Origin of the sequence: Methylobacterium gossipiicola (assembly GCF_900113485.1) — a bacterium.
Taxonomy (GTDB): Bacteria; Pseudomonadota; Alphaproteobacteria; order Rhizobiales; family Beijerinckiaceae; genus Methylobacterium; species Methylobacterium gossipiicola.
The window spans coordinates 65882-81529 of the sequence record NZ_FOPM01000006.1; the positions used below are offsets into that span (position 1 = coordinate 65882).

Here is a 15648-nt window from a genome sequence, read left to right on the forward strand (position 1 = left end):
ACAACGCGCCGCCGTGATCGGCGTGAGGACCGATCAGTTCGGTGCCGCCCATGTGGTGACGGGCTTGACGCTGAGTTGGAGGCCCTGCTTCCACCGCAGCTGGAAACGGCGGAAGGTGCGGTCCGTTTCGAGCTTGATATCGATGGGATCGCTCTGCCGGATCAGAACGGGCCGCGACAGGTTCACGACGGTCTTGTCGTCGATCTTCCCGATGACGGTGCAGGCATAAGTGCGCTCGCCGAGGCGCAGGACCGCCGGAAGCAGCGCCTCTGCCTGGCCAACCACCTTCCGGGGGGTTCTCACCGAACCGAATCGCTTGAAGACGGAAGGAACCCAGGACAGCATGGCGGCTCTCGAAACAGTGTTTCGCAGAGCTGGTTATAGGCGAGAGTCATTGACGATTGATGTGACACGTTCGAGCACTTCCCCGTCTGCTTGAAACCCTGGGAGGCGGCGACCGTGGCGCCGCCCCGTCGATGGCTTCACACGCCTTTCAACCCGCCGAGTTCCAGGGGCAGGGATCGCAGGCGCCGGCCCGTGGCGGCGAAGACGGCGTTCGAGATGGCCGGCGCGATCACCGGCACGCCCGGCTCGCCGATACCCGTGGGGGCGGCGGTGGAAGGCATGATGTGGACCTCGACCAGCGGCATCTCGCTCATGCGCGTCGGTGCGTAGGTATCGAAATTGCGCTCCTGCACCACCCCGTCCTCGAGGGTGATCCGGTTGCGCAGGACCGACGACAGGGCAAAGCCCACGGCGCCCTCGACCTGGGCCCGGATGATGTCCGGATTGACCGCGATGCCGACATCGACGGCGGCGACGATGCGGTTCACCTTTACTTTCGCGTCCTCCGTCGTCACGTCGGCCACCATGGCGACGTAGGAACCGAAGGATTCGTGGGCGGCGACGCCCAGACCACGCCCCTTCTCGGACGCCCCGGCCGTCCAGCCGGCCTTTTCGGCGGCCAGCGCCAGGACGCCGGACAGGCGGGGGGCGCTCTTGAGCATCCCGAGGCGATACGCGACGGGGTCGGCGCCGGCCGCGTGGGCGAGTTCGTCGATGAACACCTCCATGGCATGGGCCGTGTGGGTGTGCCCCACGGAGCGCCACCACAGAACCGGCACGCCCTCGCGGGCATTGTGGACCTCGAACCGGTAGGCCGGGAGGGCGTAAGGCGTGTCCGAGGCGCCCTCCACGGTGGTCGAATCGATGCCGTCCTTCACCAGCATGGCTTCGAACGGCGAGCCGATCATGATCGACTTGCCGATCATCCGGTGTTCCCAGCCGACCACGGCCCCGGCGGCGTCGAGGCCGGCGCGGAGCTTGTGCACCACCATGGGCCGGTAGAAGCCGCCCGCCATGTCGTCCTCGCGGGTCCAGACGAGATGGACCGGGGCCTTGCCCTCCGTGGCCTTCACGATGGACGCCGTCTCGGCGAAGTAATCCGCCCCCGGCGTTGCCCGGCGGCCGAACGAGCCGCCGGCCCATTGCGTGTGCAAACGAACCTTGTCGGTGGTGACCCCGAGGGTCGCGGCGACCACGGCCTGTTCGATGGTCTGCAACTGGCAGCCGGCGAACACGTCGTAGCTGCCGTCGGGTGCCCGCTCGATGGTGGCGTTGAGGGGCTCCATCGCCGCATGGGCGAGGTACGGGAAGGTGAACTCCGCCTCCAGCACCTTGGCGGCGCCCGCGATGGCACCATCCGCGTCGCCGCGCCGGGAGGCGACGAGGCCCGGACTCTTCAGGCGCTCACGGTATTCCGCCAGGATGGCGCCGGACGAGCGGGTCTCGGCGGCCGAATCGTCCCAGGCGACTTCGAGGACCTCGCGGCCCTTGATGGCCGACCACGTGTCCTTGGCGATGACCGCGACGCCCGTCGGGATCGTCACCACGTCGAGCACCCCCGGCATGGCGCGGGCGGCCTTGTCGTCGACGCGCTTCACCACCCCGCCGAACCGCGGCGAATGCAGCACCACCGCCGTGACCTGGCCGGGCCGGCGGATATCCATGGCATAGGTGGCGCTGCCATCGGTCTTCGCGGCCGAATCGATGCGCGGGACCCGCGTGCCGATGAGCGTCCATTGGTCGGGCCGCTTGAGCGTGGGCTCCTGCGGCACGGGCTGAGCGGCCGCCGCCTCGGCGAGGTCGCCGAACCGCGCCGAGCGGTTCGACGCGGCGTGGGCGACGACACCACGCGACACGGTGATCTCGGCCGCCGGCACGGCCCAGCGCGCGGCGGCGGCGGCCACCAGCATGGCGCGGGCCGCGGCCCCCGCCCGGCGCAGCTGCAGCCAGGAATTAGCGATGGCCGTCGAGCCGCCCGTCCCCTGGACGGGCCCCATGAGCAGGTTGTTGTAGAGCGCCGCATCCGCCGGCGCGAAGGCCGTGCGAACGGTAGCCCAATCGGCATCGAGTTCGTCGGCCAGGATCGTGGCGAGGCCCGTGGTGTTGCCCTGCCCCATATCGAGGTGCTTGATCATCACCGTGACGGTGTCGTCGGCGGCGATCCGCACGAAGGCATTGGGTTTCGCCGGTCCGCCGCTGAGGTCCGGCCCCCCGGACGCGCGGGCCTGGCGGGGACCCGCGAGATGGAAGCCGAGCAGGATCGCGCCCGCCGATACGGCGGCCCCGCCCAGGAAGGCACGACGGGAGGGAAGGGTCTCCAGGGCCTGACGGACCTTCGGCATGGCGGACTCCAGTTCGGGCAGGTCTTCAGGACGACGGGCTGGGCTTCAAGCGAGGCTGCGGGCCGCCTCATGGATCGCCGCGCGGATGCGCTGATAGGTGCCGCAGCGGCAGATGTTTCCGTCCATGGCCCCGTCGATCTCGGCATCCGTCGGCTTTGCATTGTCCGACAGCAAGCCGATGGCCGACATCATCTGGCCGGACTGGCAATAGCCGCACTGAACCACGTCGAGGCCGCGCCAAGCCGTTCGGACGGCCTCGGCGACGCGTCCCGACACACCCTCGATGGTGGTGACCCGGGCCTCGCCCACGTCGCCGATCCGGGTCTGGCAGGCACGGACGGGTTGTCCGTCGAGGTGCACCGTACAGGCGCCGCATTGCGCGATGCCACAGCCGTACTTCGTGCCGGTCTTGTCGAGATGATCGCGTAGAACCCACAGGAGCGGCGTCTCGGGATCGGCCTCGATACTGTGGGCGACGCCGTTGACGGTCAGCTTCACCATGGGTCGCGCTCCGGGCTCGTATCCTGGAACGAGGCTAAACTGTGCCCGGCGCAACCCATGTGTGCCACCGCACAGACCTTCTCTCATGCGGGATGATCGGCCGGCTGAGTTCGCCGTGCGGAATCGGGACAATGCGAAGGAACATGGGAGGTCGTTCTTAACGTATCGGGCCCACTTTGAATCCAGTCGTGTTCCGACAGGCTCGCGCTCTCCGAAGCGCGGCACCCCTTGCGTGGTCTTCCAAGACGGCAATGCCCGACCTGACAGCGGAGATGATTCAACGCGGGCGCGGACCGTCCGCCTCGGAGGCGATGCGCCGCCGTGAGGTCGCGCGCGAGATTCGCTCTGCCCGCGAGAAGCTGACCTCGACGAGCGGCCTGGAACGGGCCTTCGATTACGAACTCGTCCGCGTCTACGCGCAGTACCGCTCCGGCGCCGTCATCCCCCTCGCGCTCCTCGGCCTCGCCATCGCGGGCACCTCCGCCCTGTGGGTGCCACCCTTGATCGCGGCCCTGTGGGGCGCCTGCCTGATGGGCGCGGTGGCCCTGTCGATGTTCGCGACCCGGCGCTTCCTCGCCCAGGACCCAGAGGCGGTCACCGTCTCCCTCTGGCGGCGCTACTTCATGGTCTGCGAGGTGGTGCAGAGCACCTCCTGGGCCTTGATGATCCTCGTCGGCACGACACCGGGGGCCCGCACCTTCGTGCTGTTCGGCCTCGTGATCGTCGCGGCGGTGGCGACCATGCTGGCCGCGACCCTGCCGGCGGCGGCGGTGGCCGCCCTGATTCCCCTCAACGTCGCCGCCCTGTCGCTGCTCGCTCTCTCGCAGGACATGGACACGGCGATGCTGGTCGCCATGACGGTGGGGGGGCAGATCTTCTTCATGGGGCTCGCCCGGCGCGTCTACGCCTCCACGGTGGGGGCCCTGAAATCGCAGGCGGAGAAGGACGCGATCTTCGGCGAACTCGAACAGGCCAAGGCGAATTCCGACGAGGCGCGCCGCCGGGCGGAGGAAGCCAACCTCGCCAAGAGCCGGTTCCTCGCCACCATGAGCCACGAGCTGCGCACGCCGCTCAACGCCATCCTGGGCTTCTCGGAGGTGATGAAGAACGAGGTGTTCGGCGCCCATATCGCGCCCTCCTACAAGGAATACGCCTCCGACATTCACGACAGCGGCCTGCACCTCCTCAACCTCATCAACGAGATTCTCGACCTGTCACGGATCGAGGCCGGGCGCTACGAACTCAACGAGGAGGCGATCCAGCTCGGCTACGCCGTCGACGAGTGCCGCCACATGGTCGGCCTGCGCGCCCGCAGCAAGGGCCAGACCTTCCACGAATTCATCGACGACACCCTGCCGCGCCTGTGGGCGGACGAGCGGGCGCTGCGCCAGATCGTCCTCAACCTCCTGTCGAATGCCGTAAAGTTCACGCCGCCCGGCGGCGAGATCACCATCAAGGTCGGCTGGACCTCATCGGGCGGACAATATGTCAGCGTGCGGGACAGCGGGCCGGGCATCCCCGAGGACGAACTCGGCACGGTGATGTCGTCGTTCGGACGCGGGTCGCTCGCCATCAAGACCGCCGAGCAGGGGTCCGGCCTCGGCCTGCCCATCGTCAAGGGGCTCGTCGATCTGCACGGCGGCAACTTCGTCCTGAAGTCGAAGCCGCGCGAGGGCACCGAGGTGGTGGTGACCTTCCCGGCGAGCCGGGTCATGGATGCCCTGCCGGCCCTGGATCTGCCGAGCGAAGAGACGCCGGACCGGTCCATCGAGCCCATTGCCGAGGTGAAGCGCGGGCGGGCGGCGGCGCGGGCCGCCTGATGCGGCATCCGCCGCACTCCGCCATTCCGCGGGAATCGAAAGCAGTTCGTTTGCTTGCCTGCCCTCATCGGGCGTGAGGGCCGACGCGAATCGGCCCCCGTGACCAGGCTTCAGCCCGCGGAGCGACCCGAGACACCGGCCTGCGCGAAGGTCGCCATGTCGCGGTGGCAGGCGAGCGCGCCCTTGAGCAGGCCCATGGCCATGGCGGCGCCGGAGCCCTCGCCGAGGCGCATGCCGAGGGCCAGGAGCGGCACGAGGCCGAGGCGTTCGAGCACGTCGGCATGGGCGCCCTCCGCCGAGACGTGGCCGGCGAGGCAATGGTCGAGGAGCGAGGAATCGAGGGCGTGCAGGATCGCGGCGGCGGCGGTGGCGACGTAACCGTCGAGGACCACCGGCACCCGCTGCAGGCGCGCGGCGAGGATGGCCCCGGCCATGGCGGCGATCTCGCGGCCACCGAGGCGGGCCAGAACTTCGAGCGGGTCGTCGAGGTGACCGGCATGGTGGGCGAGGGCCGCCTCGACGGCCGCGACCTTGCGGGCGAGGCCCGGATCGTCCACCCCCGTGCCGCGCCCGACCCAATGGGCGGCCTCGCCGCCATAGAGCGCGGCGTAGATCGCCGCCGCGATGGTGGTGTTGCCGATGCCCATCTCGCCGACCGCGAGGCAATCGGTGCCGGCGGCCACGGCCTCCATGCCGAAGGCCATGGTGGCCACGCACGCCTTCTCGTCGAAGGCCGGTCCGGTGGTGATGTCGCCGGTCGGCAGGTCGATGGCGAGGTCGAACACCTTGAAGCCGAGGCCGTAGGCGGCGCAGATCTGGTTGATCGCCCCGCCGCCTGCGGCGAAATTCTCAAGCATCTGCCGGTTCACTTCCGTCGGGTAGGCCGAAACGCCGCGCGCCGCGACGCCGTGGCTGCCGGCGAAGACGCAGACCAGGGGCCGGTCGAGGCTCGGCTGGCCCTTGCCCTGCCAAGCGGCGAGCCAGCTCACGAGGTGTTCGAGGCGGCCGAGGGAGCCCGCGGGCTTCGTCAGGGTGGCGTCGCGCTCGGCCACCATGGCGACGGCGTCCCGGTCCGGCCCCGGCAGGGTCGCCACGAGGGCGCGGATATCGTCGAATGGGGTCCGGTCGGCGGAAGTCATTTCGGTCATGGGGCGCGGATCCGGTGGCGGATGCGGCGCCGGGATGGCGGGCCGCCTGTCGCCGGAGCTATAACGGCGGCGCACAGGGTGGTGAAGGCGGGGCGTTGTGGCGATGGACTCCGAGCGTCCCGGCGAGCCGCCCTTTCCCGGGGCGGGGTTCGTCCATGACTGGGCCGCCTGCCTGCGGTTCTATTCGCGCCTGCCGGTGCCGCGCCTGCCCGGCGAGGGCGACCCGCATGCCGCACCGGACTTCACCCGCGTGCCCCGGATGCTGCCGCTCGCCGGCCTCGTCCTCGCCCTGCCGGGGGCGCTCGTGCTGCTGGCTGCCTGGGAGCTCGGCCTCGGGCCGTTCCTCGCCGCCACCCTGGCGGTCGCCACGGGGGCCCTGATCACCGGCGCCCTGCACGAGGACGGGCTCGCCGACGTCGCCGACGGGTTCGGCGGCGGCGTCACCCGCGAGCGCTGCCTCGAGATCATGCGCGACAGCCGCATCGGCGCCTATGGCGGCGTCGCCCTCGTGCTCGCCCTGTCGCTCCGCATCGGGGCGCTCGCCACCCTCCTCGACCGGATCGACGCCCGCGCGGCGACCGCCCTCGTGCTCGCCGCCAGCCTGTCGCGCACCGCCGCCCTGGCGCCGATGGTACTGCTCCCCCCTGCCCGCCGCGACGGGGCCGCCGCCGCCGTGGGACGGCCGGGGCGGGCAGCCCTGCTCGTCGCGGGAAGCTTGAGTCTTGGCCTCGCCTTCGCTGGCGCCCTCCTCGGTCTCTCCTGGCGCGGTGTGTCGGTGATGATCCCCCTCGCCGCCCTCGGCGCCCTGGCGGTGACGGCGGTGGCCCGGCGCCGGATCGGCGGCCAGACCGGCGATGTCATCGGCGCTGGCCAGCAGATCGCCGAGATTTTCGCCCTGCTCGGGCTCGTGGCGACGGTGCCGGTTTGAACGCCTGCACTTGATCCACCGCCCTCCGGGCTGGCATGAACCCCCGGATGATCCAGCCGGCGCCGAAACCCTCGAGTCCCTGTACCAAGGTCTGCATCCTCGATGCGGTCTCGGGCCTGTGCGAGGGCTGCGGGCGGAGCCGCGACGAGATCGCCCTCTGGGGCTCGATGACGGAGCCGCAGCGCCGGGCCGTCATGGCGACCCTCGGCGAACGCCTGCGCCGGGCCTTTCCGAACCGAGTTCCCGCATGAGCGTACCCGGCCTGGCGCTCGCCGCCCTCGGCCTCATCCTCGCCGTGCTGGTGTTCTCGCACGACGACCGCACGGTGATCGGTGTGGAATCCGATCAGCTCGCGAGCCTCGCCATGAGCGGCACCCTGCTCGCCGTCATCGTCGCGGGGTTCTGGCATCAGTTCCGGGGCAATCTCGGCGCGAATCTCCGCGCCGCCCTGATCTGGGGCGCGCTGGGCCTCGCCCTGGTCGCCGGCTACGCCTATCGCGACGAGGCCCGGAGCGTGGGGGCCCGCCTGATAGGCGCCGTGCGGCCGGGCAGCGCCGTGGTCGGCGCCGACGGCAGCGTCACCATCACCCGCCGGGCGGACGGCGATTTCCACGTCCGCGCCGAGGTCAACGGCCAGCCCCACGGTTTCCAGTTCGACACGGGGGCGAGTTCCGTGGTGCTCACCGCCGAGACGGCGGCGGCCTTGGGCATCCGCCCGGCCGCCTCGGAGTTCGGCGTGCGCGTCTCCACCGCCAACGGCACCACCCTGGCGGCACCGGTCCTCCTCGACAGTGTGCGGGTCGGCAGCATCGTCGAGCGACGGGTCCCGGCCCTCGTCAGCCGCCCGGGCGCCCTCCGCGACAACCTGCTCGGCATGACCTTCCTCGACCGCCTGTCCGGCTTCGAGGTGCGCGGCGACCGGTTGATTTTGCGGGCACCATAGGGCGACGAATTCAATCCTCCCGTCGAGACGGAGCGCTGCCAGGAACCCGCTGCGGCCCCTGGAAAGGTCGACTCGCGGACTGCCATGGGTAGGGTCAGCGACCGGGTCGGGTGAATGGGCGACGGTCCGCTTCCAGGCGTGCAGGTCGCGCGCATTCCCCACGGATCGCTCTTCGGCTCCGATCCGCGCGCAAGCAAACGCTGGTCGTCTTCCAGCATCGAACGCGAAGCGGCCCTCGCACGGCCCCGGCATCATCATCCCGGCGACGATCCGACCGGGAGGCGTTCGTCGCCTGGGGGCCACCGGGCTCGCTATGTCGGGCCTCGCGATGCCGTGACCTCGTGCATCGATCCAGACGGAGGCTTCAGCCGTGTCTGGGAAAATTGATGCCAAAACAAAAGCCTCGTGCTCTGGCGCAGGAACGAAGTGATTGCGTCACAGCACTAGGAGGCACCAGCGGCTGAGCCGGGCGCCTCGCCGTCGATCCGAACGGTATTCCGCCCAGCCACCTTCGCGGCATACAGGGCGGCGTCTGCCCGGGCGAAGAGCTCTGCCTTTGCGTCGATACCGGAGCCGGTTTCCCCGTACGCGATGCCGACCGACGCGCCGATCCGAAGCCGGCACCCGCCGTGCTCGATCGGACATCCAAGCGCAGCGCCGATGCGCCGACCCAGCATAGCCACGACGCCTTTGTCAGCCGGCCGGGCGATCAGAACCGCGAACTCGTCGCCGCCGAGACGCGCAACGAGAAGGGCATCCCGGCAGATTTCCGCGAGCCGCGCGGCCGAGCGCTGGAGACAGAGGTCGCCGACCGCGTGTCCATAGGCGTCGTTGATGCTCTTGAAGCCATCGAGGTCGACGAGGAGCAGCGCGCCGATCGGAGCGCGTCCACCGACCTCCGAAAACAGCTCGTCGAAGGCCCCACGATTGGACAGACCGGTCAGCGGATCACGCTTGGCGCGCCGGTCAAACTCGGCCAGCCTTGCGATATCCTCGGTGATGTCCTGCTTCATCCCGAAGAGCCTGACTGGCCGGCCGCCCACGCTCTCGATGGATGCCGTGATCCTGATCCAGCGATGTCGCCCACGGGCGGTGACGATTTCCGCATCGAGGCGGAAATCTCCGCCGGTCCTCAGCGCGTGACGGCGGATCGTCGTCAGCAAGCGATGCGAGGCCGGCTCATACAGTTCGAGAACCTGCGGCCGATGCAGGCGCGCTCCCCGCGGGATGTCGAACAGGTCGTAGACGCCACTGGTCCATGCGAGGGCTTCGTCGCGCAAGCGGCACTCCCAGAGCCCCGCTGACGCCCGCACTAGGGCATCTTCGCCGCGCGTCGGAAAAGCGGCTCGCTGCCGAACTATGCTCTTCATCGCGAGGGTTCCCACGCGCTTGTGCGTTCGCGGTATTTTTAGATCACCGAACTTGAGCGTCTCTTAATTACCGCCCCTGCGCGCGCCCGCATCTTCAACGGGTCTCCTCACGTGTAAGCGGAACGTCAAAACCACTTGCAAGAAACGCACGTTACTCTGCCAGCCCGTCATCAGAGCGGGCGATGGGGAGGCGAAAGAGTGATGCCAGTGCCGTTCATGGTGATTTCGGGGACCGGAACTTTGCAGCGCGACTTCTGCCGCTGGAGTCCCCTCGGCAGCCGCTTCCATGGTCAGGGGACTCGGTTTGTCCCCACACAATACCCTACGCCGCCTGATCGCGCTCCGCCTCCGCCCGCGCCACGAAGGCGACGGCCTCCCGCAGGGTCTCGAGGCCGGCGTCCGGGTCGAGGGCGCGGGTCGAGAGGTGGCGGCGATAGGCGCGCGCGCCGGGCCGTCCATTGAACAGGCCGAGCATGTGCCGGGTCACCGCGTGCAGGCGCACGCCCGTCTGCAGGAAATCGGCAAGCACCGGCTCGAACGCCGCCACGGCGGCGTATGCGTCGGCCGCGGGGGCCGCTTCGCCGAACAGCACCGGATCGACGTCGAGGAGGATCGCCGGGTCGCTGTAGGCGGCCCGCCCGATCATCACGCCGTCGACCTGGGCGAGGTGCGCCTCGGCGTCGGCAATCGTAGCGATGCCGCCGTTGATGGCGATGGGGAGGGCCGGGTTCGCCTGCTTTAGCCGGGCCACCCGCGCGTAATCGAGGGGCGGCACGTCGCGGTTCTCCTTCGGCGACAGGCCCTGGAGCCAGGCTTTGCGGGCATGTACCACGAGGCCGTCGACCCCGGCCGCCACGACGGCCCGCGTCAGGGCGTCGAGGGCGATCTCGGTGTCCTGCTCGTCCACGCCGATGCGGCACTTCACCGTGACGGGCACCCGCACGGCCGCCTTCATGGCGGCGACACAGTCGGCCACCAAGGCGGGCTCGCGCATGAGGCAGGCGCCGAAGCGCCCGTCCTGCACCCGGTCGGACGGACACCCGACATTGAGGTTGACCTCGTCGTAGCCGAACCCTTCGGCGATGCGCGCGGCTTGCGCGAGATCGGCCGGGTCCGATCCGCCGAGCTGCACCGCCACGGGGTGCTCCATCGCCCCGAACCCCAGCAGGGTTTCGCGCGGGCCGTGGATCACGGCGCCGCTCGTGACCATCTCCGTATAGAGCCGGGCGCGCCGCGACAGGGTGCGGTGGAACGCCCGACAGTATCGGTCAGTCCAGGCCATCATGGGCGCGATGGAGAAACGAAGGTCGTCGGGAGTCATCGCAGCACTGTACGGGCCGGGGACAAGGGGTTCAACGCGATGGGGCTTCAGTGATCGTGCTTGCAGTCCGGCCCATGCACATGGGCGTGATCATGCGAATGCGTGTGATCGTGGGAATGACCATGGCTGTGGGAGTGAGCGTGGTCGGCATGGGCGTGATCGGCATGGGAATGGCCGTGATCATGGTCGTGGGCATGATCGTGCGAATGCGCGTGGGTGTGCCCGTGGTCGTGGCCGCACTGGCTGTGGTCGTGGGCCGCGCGCTCGGGCTTGAAGGCGCGGGTGACGGGGTTCGCCGTGCAGCCCTGGCCGCGCACGAGCTCGGCGGCGGAGGCCGGGACGTACAGCACATCCGCGGCGATCTCGGCCGGGACGTGACTGCCGCCGAGTTGCCAGGCGAGGCGCAGGAGGCGGGCCGGATTGGTGGCGCGCACCTCCAGCAGGGATTCGGGGGCCGCCTCCACGAGAACGAGGCGCCCATCCTCGAGACGCAGGGCATCGCCGTCCTCGATGGACGCCGCCTTGGCGAGCGCCGGGGTGAAGCCGAGGCCGTTCTGCCCCGTCAGGGTCGCCGGCAGGGCCTGCCGGGCGGCATGGTCGAGGACGACGCGGTCGACGACGGCGTCGGCGCGGACGGCGGCCTTACGGATCAGGGTGGTGGCGCGCAGCATGGGAACCTCGGGTCGGATGGGCTCGGTGATCCTTCCCCTACCGGGTTTCGGACGCGAACGGAAAGCCGGACAAAAATCGCCTTGGCAGGAACCTTGGCGGGAACCTAAGCCGTACGGCGTGCATTCCTTGGACGGAATAGCTAAGCTCGCACCTCGCCTCGGACCGGCCGAAGACCGGGCGCCGCCATACATCACGGGAGTCTCGCACCATGAAGAAGCTCATCGCCGCCACCCTCGCCGGGGCCCTCGCCCTCTCCCTCGGCGCCTGCAACACCCCCGAGGATCGGGCGCTCGGCGGCGCCGGCCTCGGCGCCCTCGCGGGTGCGGCCATCGGCGGCGCCGCCACGGGCCGGGCCGGCGGAGCGCTGGCGGGTGCGGCCATCGGCGGCGCCGGCGGCGCCATCGCGGGTGCGGCCACGGCTCCTCGCTGCCCCTACGGCACCTACCGCGACGCCTACGGCGACGTGTACTGCCGCTGAGATCGCTCGATCGGCCGCCGTGCCCCGGTACGGCGGACACGCGACCTTCGAGAAAGGCCGGAGCCCCGCTCCGGCCTTTCCGCGTTTCGGAGGTCCGGTCATGACTCGGAGCCTCTCGCGTCGCGATCCCCCTCCGCTATAAGGGCGCCTTGCGCTCCCTCACGATCCGGCCGCCGATGCCCTCCCTTCCCGCTCCCGTTCCCTCCGATCCGGTGGCGAGGGCCGCCCGATGAGCATCGGACTCTGGGGCAAGCTCGGCGGCGCCGGCCTCGGCCTCGCCGTCGGCGGGCCCCTCGGCGGCCTCGTGGGCGGCGTCGCCGGCCACTTCCTCGTGGATCGCGAGGGCGCCCCGTTCGGGGCCACGCCCCGCGACGTGGTGTTCACCACGGGCCTCGTGGCTTTGGCCGCCAAGATGGCGAAATCCGACGGCGTGGTGACGCCGTCCGAGGTCGAGGCCTTCGCGCAGGTGGTGCAAGTGGGCGAGCGCGAACGCCCCGGGGTCCAGCGCCTGTTCGATCTCGCCAAGGGCACGTCCAACGGCTTCGAAGCCTATGCGCGCCAGCTCGCCACCACCTTCCACGGCGAGCCCGGCCTCCTGGAAGACGTCCTCGACGGCCTGTTCCACATCGCCAAGGCCGATGGGGCGATCCACGAGGCGGAAGAGCGCTACCTGCGGGCCGTCGCCGAGACCTTCGGCTTCGACGAGCCGGCGTTCCGGCGCATCGCCGCGCGGCACGTCCGGCTGTCGGACGATCCCTATGCCGTCCTCGGCCTCGACCACGACGTGGACGATGCGGGCCTCAAGGCGGCCCACCGCGCCCTGGTGATCGCGAATCATCCCGACCGGGCCATGGCGCGCGGCCTGCCGCCGGAGGCGGTGACCATCGCCACCCGGCGTCTCGCCGCCATCAACGCGGCCTACGATCGGATTTCCAGCGAGCGAGGTCTGCGATGAAGCCGACGCCCGAGAGCCCCCTGGCCTCCTCCGTCCACCCCTCGCCCAACCACGGCGAGCGGCGCAGCGGCCCCGTCGACCTGCTCATCCTGCACTACACCGGCATGGACGGCGCGGCCGCCGCCCTGCAGCGCCTCGCCAATCCCGTGGCCGAGGTCTCGGCCCATTACGTGGTGCTGGAGGACGGGCGCGTGGTCCAGATGGTGCCCGAGGGACGCCGGGCCTGGCATGCGGGCCAGGGCAGCTGGGCGGGGTTGAGCGACATCAACTCCCGGTCCCTCGGCATCGAGATCGTCAATGGCGGCCATGCCGGTGGCCTGCCGGCCTATCCGGAGGCGCAGATCGCGGCGGTGATCGACCTCTGCCACGACCTCACCACGCGCTGGAGCATCCCCCCCCAGCGCGTGCTCGCCCATTCCGACATCGCCCCCGAGCGCAAGGAGGATCCCGGCGAGCACTTTCCGTGGGACCGCCTCGCACGGGCCGGCATCGGCCACTGGGTGGCGCCGACCCCGATCCGCGACGGACGCTTCTTCGCGGAGGGCGATGCGGGACAGCCCGTCGAGGCGCTGCAGGCGATGTTCGTCCTCTACGGCTACGATCTGCCGGTAACAGGCGCCTTCGACGCCCGCACGAAGGCCGTGGTCACGGCCTTCCAGCGCCATTTTCGCCCCGCCCGCGTCGATGGGGTGGCGGATGCCTCGACCATCACGACCCTGCGCGACCTCCTCGCCGCCCTGCCGGGCCGGGGATGACGGCTTCGCCGAGGCGCTCGGGATTTGCCCCCGGGGCGGGTTTTGCCGCAAACCGGGGCTCTCTATTCGGAACGATGCGCCATGTCTCCACACCGCGCCCCTCTTCTCGTCGTCAGCCTCGCGCTCCTCACCGCCACGACGGCAGCTTCGGCCGCACCGACCGGTGACTGTGAGGACAGTCCCGACTTCCGGCAGCCAGCCGGCCTCGCCACCGTGATCGGGCCGGGGCGCGTGCCGTTCGTCAAATCGACGTGGCAGAACAAGTCCTGTCCGTCGGCCGGCGCGGAATGCCGCGAGGCGGCCTATCTGGTGGCGGGCAATCAGGTCCTGGTGAACGGAACCTCGGGCGATTTCGCCTGCGCCACCTACCGGGGGGCCAAGGGCGCGACGCGCAGCGGCTGGATCGCCAACGCGTCCCTGAAGGCCGAGCCCGTCGTCACGCCCGCCCTCTCCGACTGGGTCGGAACCTGGACGAGCGGGCCGGAGCAGACCATCGCCATCGCGACCAAGGGGGAGGCCCTCTCCCTCAAGGGCGATGCGACCTATGGCGCCCAGGACCCGGAGCGCGTGCGGCGCGGCGGCGTCCACATCGGGCAATTCGCCGCCACGGCGAAGCCGGCGGGCACGACTCTCGGTTTCAGCGAGGGTGAGGACGGCCAGACCCGTCCCTATGGCAGTCCCGACGACACCGTCTGTCAGGTTCGTCTGCGCTTGGTGCCGCCCTTCCTGCAGGCCGAGAGCAACCAGGCCTGCGGCGGCATGAACGTCACCTTCACGGGGCTCTACGGCCGGAAGAAGTGAAGGAGGCGCGAGCCTCCTTCCCTGTTCAGGCGTGGTGCGCGGCCTTGTCGGCTTTCGCTTCCTCGCCCCGCGTGCGCCACAGGCTGTAGCTGACGCCGGCCACCAGCAGCACCACGGTGACGGCCAGCGACACCCAGGCCGGCACATGGACGAGGTCGAACGTGTCGGCCACGACGATCTTGGTGCCGATGAAGATGAGGATGAACGCGAGCGCCGTCTTGAGGTAGGCGAAGCGGTCCACCATGGCGGCGAGGGCGAAATAGAGCGCGCGCAGGCCCAGGATCGCGAAGATGTTGGAGGTGTAGACCACGAAGGTGTCGGTGGTGATGGCGAAGATCGCCGGCACGCTGTCGACGGCGAAGATCACGTCGGCGCCGTTCACGAGAATCAGGGCCAGGGCCATGGGGGTCAGCCACAGGGCGCGTTTGCCGGTCTTCGGATCGGGTTTGCGCACGACGAAGCGTTGGCCGTGCAGCTCGGGCGTGATGCGCAGAACCTTCTGCAGGGCCCGCACCATCCGGTTCTCACGGATGTCGCCGGGCTCCTCCTCCTTCGAAAACAGCATCTTGAGGCCGGCGAAGATGAGGAAGGCGGCGAAGATCGACAGTACCCAGGCCGCCTGATGCACCAGGGCGGCGCCGAGCCCGATCATCAGGCCGCGCAGGAGCACGGCGGCGAGGATGCCCCAGACCAGCACCCGGTGCTGGGCGGCGCGGGGAATGCCGAGGGCCGTGAGGATCACCGCGATGACGAAGACGTTGTCCATGGACAACGACTTCTCGACCACGAGGCCGGCGACGTATTCCTGACCCGCCTGAGGCCCGAGATACCACCACACCCAGCCGCCGAAGACGAGGCCGAGGCTGAAATAGAAGGCCGTGAGGAGAAGGCTCTCCTTCACGCCGATCTCGTGGTTCTTGTCCTTGTGCAGGAGGCCGAGATCGAAGGCGAGGAGACCGGCCACCAGGGCGTGGAAGCCGAGCCACATCCAGATCGGCTTGCCGAGCCATTCGGAGTACAGAAAATCCATGGGCGGACCGTCGATGCTTCTAAGGAGGAGAAAGCACCGGCTCCGACATCACGGAACGCTTCACGAGAGCATCCCGCCAGAGGGGCCCGCAGCCGATGGCCCGCAGTTGGGGCGGGACGCGTCGCGAATCAAGGCCCCCGGCGATCACGACCTTTGGTGCTTCCCTGCGGCCGGCAGGGGGCGGCGCTTGACAGGGACCCCGCCGCGACGGCCATGCCTCATGGGGACGGGGGCGAGCC

The 15648-nt window shown here is 70.0% G+C and carries 16 protein-coding genes; 8 read left to right on the forward strand and 8 right to left on the reverse strand.

Features of this window, described 5'->3' with window-relative positions; genetic code table 11:
* Positions 1–33: 33 nt before the first annotated feature.
* The 3 genes from BM249_RS06790 to BM249_RS06800 all read right to left on the reverse strand — a co-directional run bounded on the left by BM249_RS06790 (position 34) and on the right by BM249_RS06800 (position 3188).
* Positions 34–303: a hypothetical protein gene (locus BM249_RS06790; RefSeq protein WP_143103698.1), complete on the reverse strand. Its 270-nt coding sequence runs from the start codon at positions 301–303 to the stop codon at positions 34–36.
* A 179-nt stretch (positions 304–482) separates the two neighbouring features.
* The gene (locus BM249_RS06795; protein ID WP_091970235.1) at positions 483–2687 is read right to left on the reverse strand and encodes a xanthine dehydrogenase family protein molybdopterin-binding subunit; all 2205 of its coding nucleotides are present in this window, start codon (positions 2685–2687) and stop codon (positions 483–485) included.
* A gap of 45 nt (positions 2688–2732) precedes the next feature.
* On the reverse strand, positions 2733–3188 hold the full coding sequence (locus BM249_RS06800) for a (2Fe-2S)-binding protein (RefSeq protein WP_091970237.1): 456 nt from the start codon (positions 3186–3188) through the stop codon (positions 2733–2735).
* A 251-nt stretch (positions 3189–3439) separates the two neighbouring features.
* Between BM249_RS06800 and BM249_RS06805 the strand changes: the two genes are divergently transcribed.
* Positions 3440–5008 carry a sensor histidine kinase gene (locus tag BM249_RS06805; protein WP_091970239.1) on the forward strand — a complete coding sequence of 523 codons (1569 nt, stop codon included), beginning with the start codon at positions 3440–3442 and terminating at the stop codon, positions 5006–5008.
* Positions 5009–5118: 110 nt separating this feature from the next.
* On the opposite strand, the gene cobT is transcribed toward BM249_RS06805, so the two are convergent.
* On the reverse strand, positions 5119–6156 hold the full coding sequence (gene cobT, locus BM249_RS06810) for a nicotinate-nucleotide--dimethylbenzimidazole phosphoribosyltransferase (RefSeq protein WP_091970241.1): 1038 nt from the start codon (positions 6154–6156) through the stop codon (positions 5119–5121).
* A 103-nt stretch (positions 6157–6259) separates the two neighbouring features.
* Between cobT and cobS the strand changes: the two genes are divergently transcribed.
* From cobS to BM249_RS06825, 3 genes are read left to right on the forward strand one after another with little or no spacing between them, the layout of a single operon-like run.
* Positions 6260–7084 (forward strand): adenosylcobinamide-GDP ribazoletransferase, encoded by an 825-nt coding sequence (gene cobS, locus BM249_RS06815; RefSeq protein WP_091970243.1) that lies wholly within the window; start codon positions 6260–6262, stop codon positions 7082–7084.
* 47 nt (positions 7085–7131) lie between these two features.
* The gene (locus tag BM249_RS06820; RefSeq protein ID WP_091970245.1) at positions 7132–7335 is read left to right on the forward strand and encodes a DUF1289 domain-containing protein; all 204 of its coding nucleotides are present in this window, start codon (positions 7132–7134) and stop codon (positions 7333–7335) included.
* Positions 7332–8027, forward strand: coding sequence for a retropepsin-like aspartic protease family protein (locus BM249_RS06825; RefSeq protein WP_091970247.1), 696 nt, complete (start codon positions 7332–7334; stop codon positions 8025–8027). The genes BM249_RS06820 and BM249_RS06825 overlap by 4 nt, the downstream gene beginning before the upstream one ends.
* 443 nt (positions 8028–8470) lie before the next feature.
* On the opposite strand, the gene BM249_RS06830 is transcribed toward BM249_RS06825, so the two are convergent.
* From BM249_RS06830 to BM249_RS06840, 3 genes are all read right to left on the reverse strand, one after another.
* Positions 8471–9307: a GGDEF domain-containing protein gene (locus tag BM249_RS06830; protein ID WP_244528627.1), complete on the reverse strand. Its 837-nt coding sequence runs from the start codon at positions 9305–9307 to the stop codon at positions 8471–8473.
* Between the two features lie 412 nt (positions 9308–9719).
* Positions 9720–10718, reverse strand: coding sequence for a tRNA dihydrouridine(20/20a) synthase DusA (dusA, locus tag BM249_RS06835; RefSeq protein WP_091970251.1), 999 nt, complete (start codon positions 10716–10718; stop codon positions 9720–9722).
* A 47-nt stretch (positions 10719–10765) separates the two neighbouring features.
* Positions 10766–11389: an urease accessory protein UreE gene (locus BM249_RS06840; protein WP_091970253.1), complete on the reverse strand. Its 624-nt coding sequence runs from the start codon at positions 11387–11389 to the stop codon at positions 10766–10768.
* Between the two features lie 209 nt (positions 11390–11598).
* Here BM249_RS06840 and BM249_RS06845 point away from each other — a divergent pair, with 209 nt between their 5' ends.
* The 4 genes from BM249_RS06845 to BM249_RS06860 all read left to right on the forward strand — a co-directional run bounded on the left by BM249_RS06845 (position 11599) and on the right by BM249_RS06860 (position 14379).
* The gene (locus tag BM249_RS06845) at positions 11599–11868 is read left to right on the forward strand and encodes a hypothetical protein (protein ID WP_091970256.1); all 270 of its coding nucleotides are present in this window, start codon (positions 11599–11601) and stop codon (positions 11866–11868) included.
* 229 nt (positions 11869–12097) lie between these two features.
* The gene (locus BM249_RS06850) at positions 12098–12823 is read left to right on the forward strand and encodes a molecular chaperone DjiA (protein WP_091970258.1); all 726 of its coding nucleotides are present in this window, start codon (positions 12098–12100) and stop codon (positions 12821–12823) included.
* A complete protein-coding gene (locus BM249_RS06855) occupies positions 12820–13578 on the forward strand; it encodes an N-acetylmuramoyl-L-alanine amidase (RefSeq protein WP_091970260.1) in 759 nt (252 codons plus the stop codon). Before BM249_RS06850 ends, BM249_RS06855 begins: the two co-directional genes overlap by 4 nt.
* Before the next feature lie 81 nt (positions 13579–13659).
* Positions 13660–14379 (forward strand): hypothetical protein, encoded by a 720-nt coding sequence (locus BM249_RS06860; protein ID WP_091970262.1) that lies wholly within the window; start codon positions 13660–13662, stop codon positions 14377–14379.
* 25 nt (positions 14380–14404) lie between these two features.
* On the opposite strand, the gene BM249_RS06865 is transcribed toward BM249_RS06860, so the two are convergent.
* On the reverse strand, positions 14405–15409 hold the full coding sequence (locus BM249_RS06865; protein ID WP_091970264.1) for a TerC family protein: 1005 nt from the start codon (positions 15407–15409) through the stop codon (positions 14405–14407).
* Between the last annotated feature and the right edge of the window lie 239 nt (positions 15410–15648).

What these genes read in the sequence shown, in the direction of transcription:
- BM249_RS06845 (WP_091970256.1), top strand. Translation starts at nt 11,599, where the DNA reads ATGAAGAAGCTCATCGCCGCCACCCTCGCCGGGGCCCTCGCCCTCTCC.
- dusA (WP_091970251.1), bottom strand. Translation starts at nt 10,718, where the DNA reads ATGACTCCCGACGACCTTCGTTTCTCCATCGCGCCCATGATGGCCTGG.
- BM249_RS06865 (WP_091970264.1), bottom strand. Translation starts at nt 15,409, where the DNA reads ATGGATTTTCTGTACTCCGAATGGCTCGGCAAGCCGATCTGGATGTGG.
- BM249_RS06840 (WP_091970253.1), bottom strand. Translation starts at nt 11,389, where the DNA reads ATGCTGCGCGCCACCACCCTGATCCGTAAGGCCGCCGTCCGCGCCGAC.
- cobT (WP_091970241.1), bottom strand. Translation starts at nt 6,156, where the DNA reads ATGACCGAAATGACTTCCGCCGACCGGACCCCATTCGACGATATCCGC.
- BM249_RS06805 (WP_091970239.1), top strand. Translation starts at nt 3,440, where the DNA reads ATGCCCGACCTGACAGCGGAGATGATTCAACGCGGGCGCGGACCGTCC.
- BM249_RS06820 (WP_091970245.1), top strand. Translation starts at nt 7,132, where the DNA reads ATGATCCAGCCGGCGCCGAAACCCTCGAGTCCCTGTACCAAGGTCTGC.
- BM249_RS06800 (WP_091970237.1), bottom strand. Translation starts at nt 3,188, where the DNA reads ATGGTGAAGCTGACCGTCAACGGCGTCGCCCACAGTATCGAGGCCGAT.
- BM249_RS06850 (WP_091970258.1), top strand. Translation starts at nt 12,098, where the DNA reads ATGAGCATCGGACTCTGGGGCAAGCTCGGCGGCGCCGGCCTCGGCCTC.
- BM249_RS06855 (WP_091970260.1), top strand. Translation starts at nt 12,820, where the DNA reads ATGAAGCCGACGCCCGAGAGCCCCCTGGCCTCCTCCGTCCACCCCTCG.
- BM249_RS06860 (WP_091970262.1), top strand. Translation starts at nt 13,660, where the DNA reads ATGTCTCCACACCGCGCCCCTCTTCTCGTCGTCAGCCTCGCGCTCCTC.
- BM249_RS06825 (WP_091970247.1), top strand. Translation starts at nt 7,332, where the DNA reads ATGAGCGTACCCGGCCTGGCGCTCGCCGCCCTCGGCCTCATCCTCGCC.
- BM249_RS06795 (WP_091970235.1), bottom strand. Translation starts at nt 2,687, where the DNA reads ATGCCGAAGGTCCGTCAGGCCCTGGAGACCCTTCCCTCCCGTCGTGCC.
- cobS (WP_091970243.1), top strand. Translation starts at nt 6,260, where the DNA reads ATGGACTCCGAGCGTCCCGGCGAGCCGCCCTTTCCCGGGGCGGGGTTC.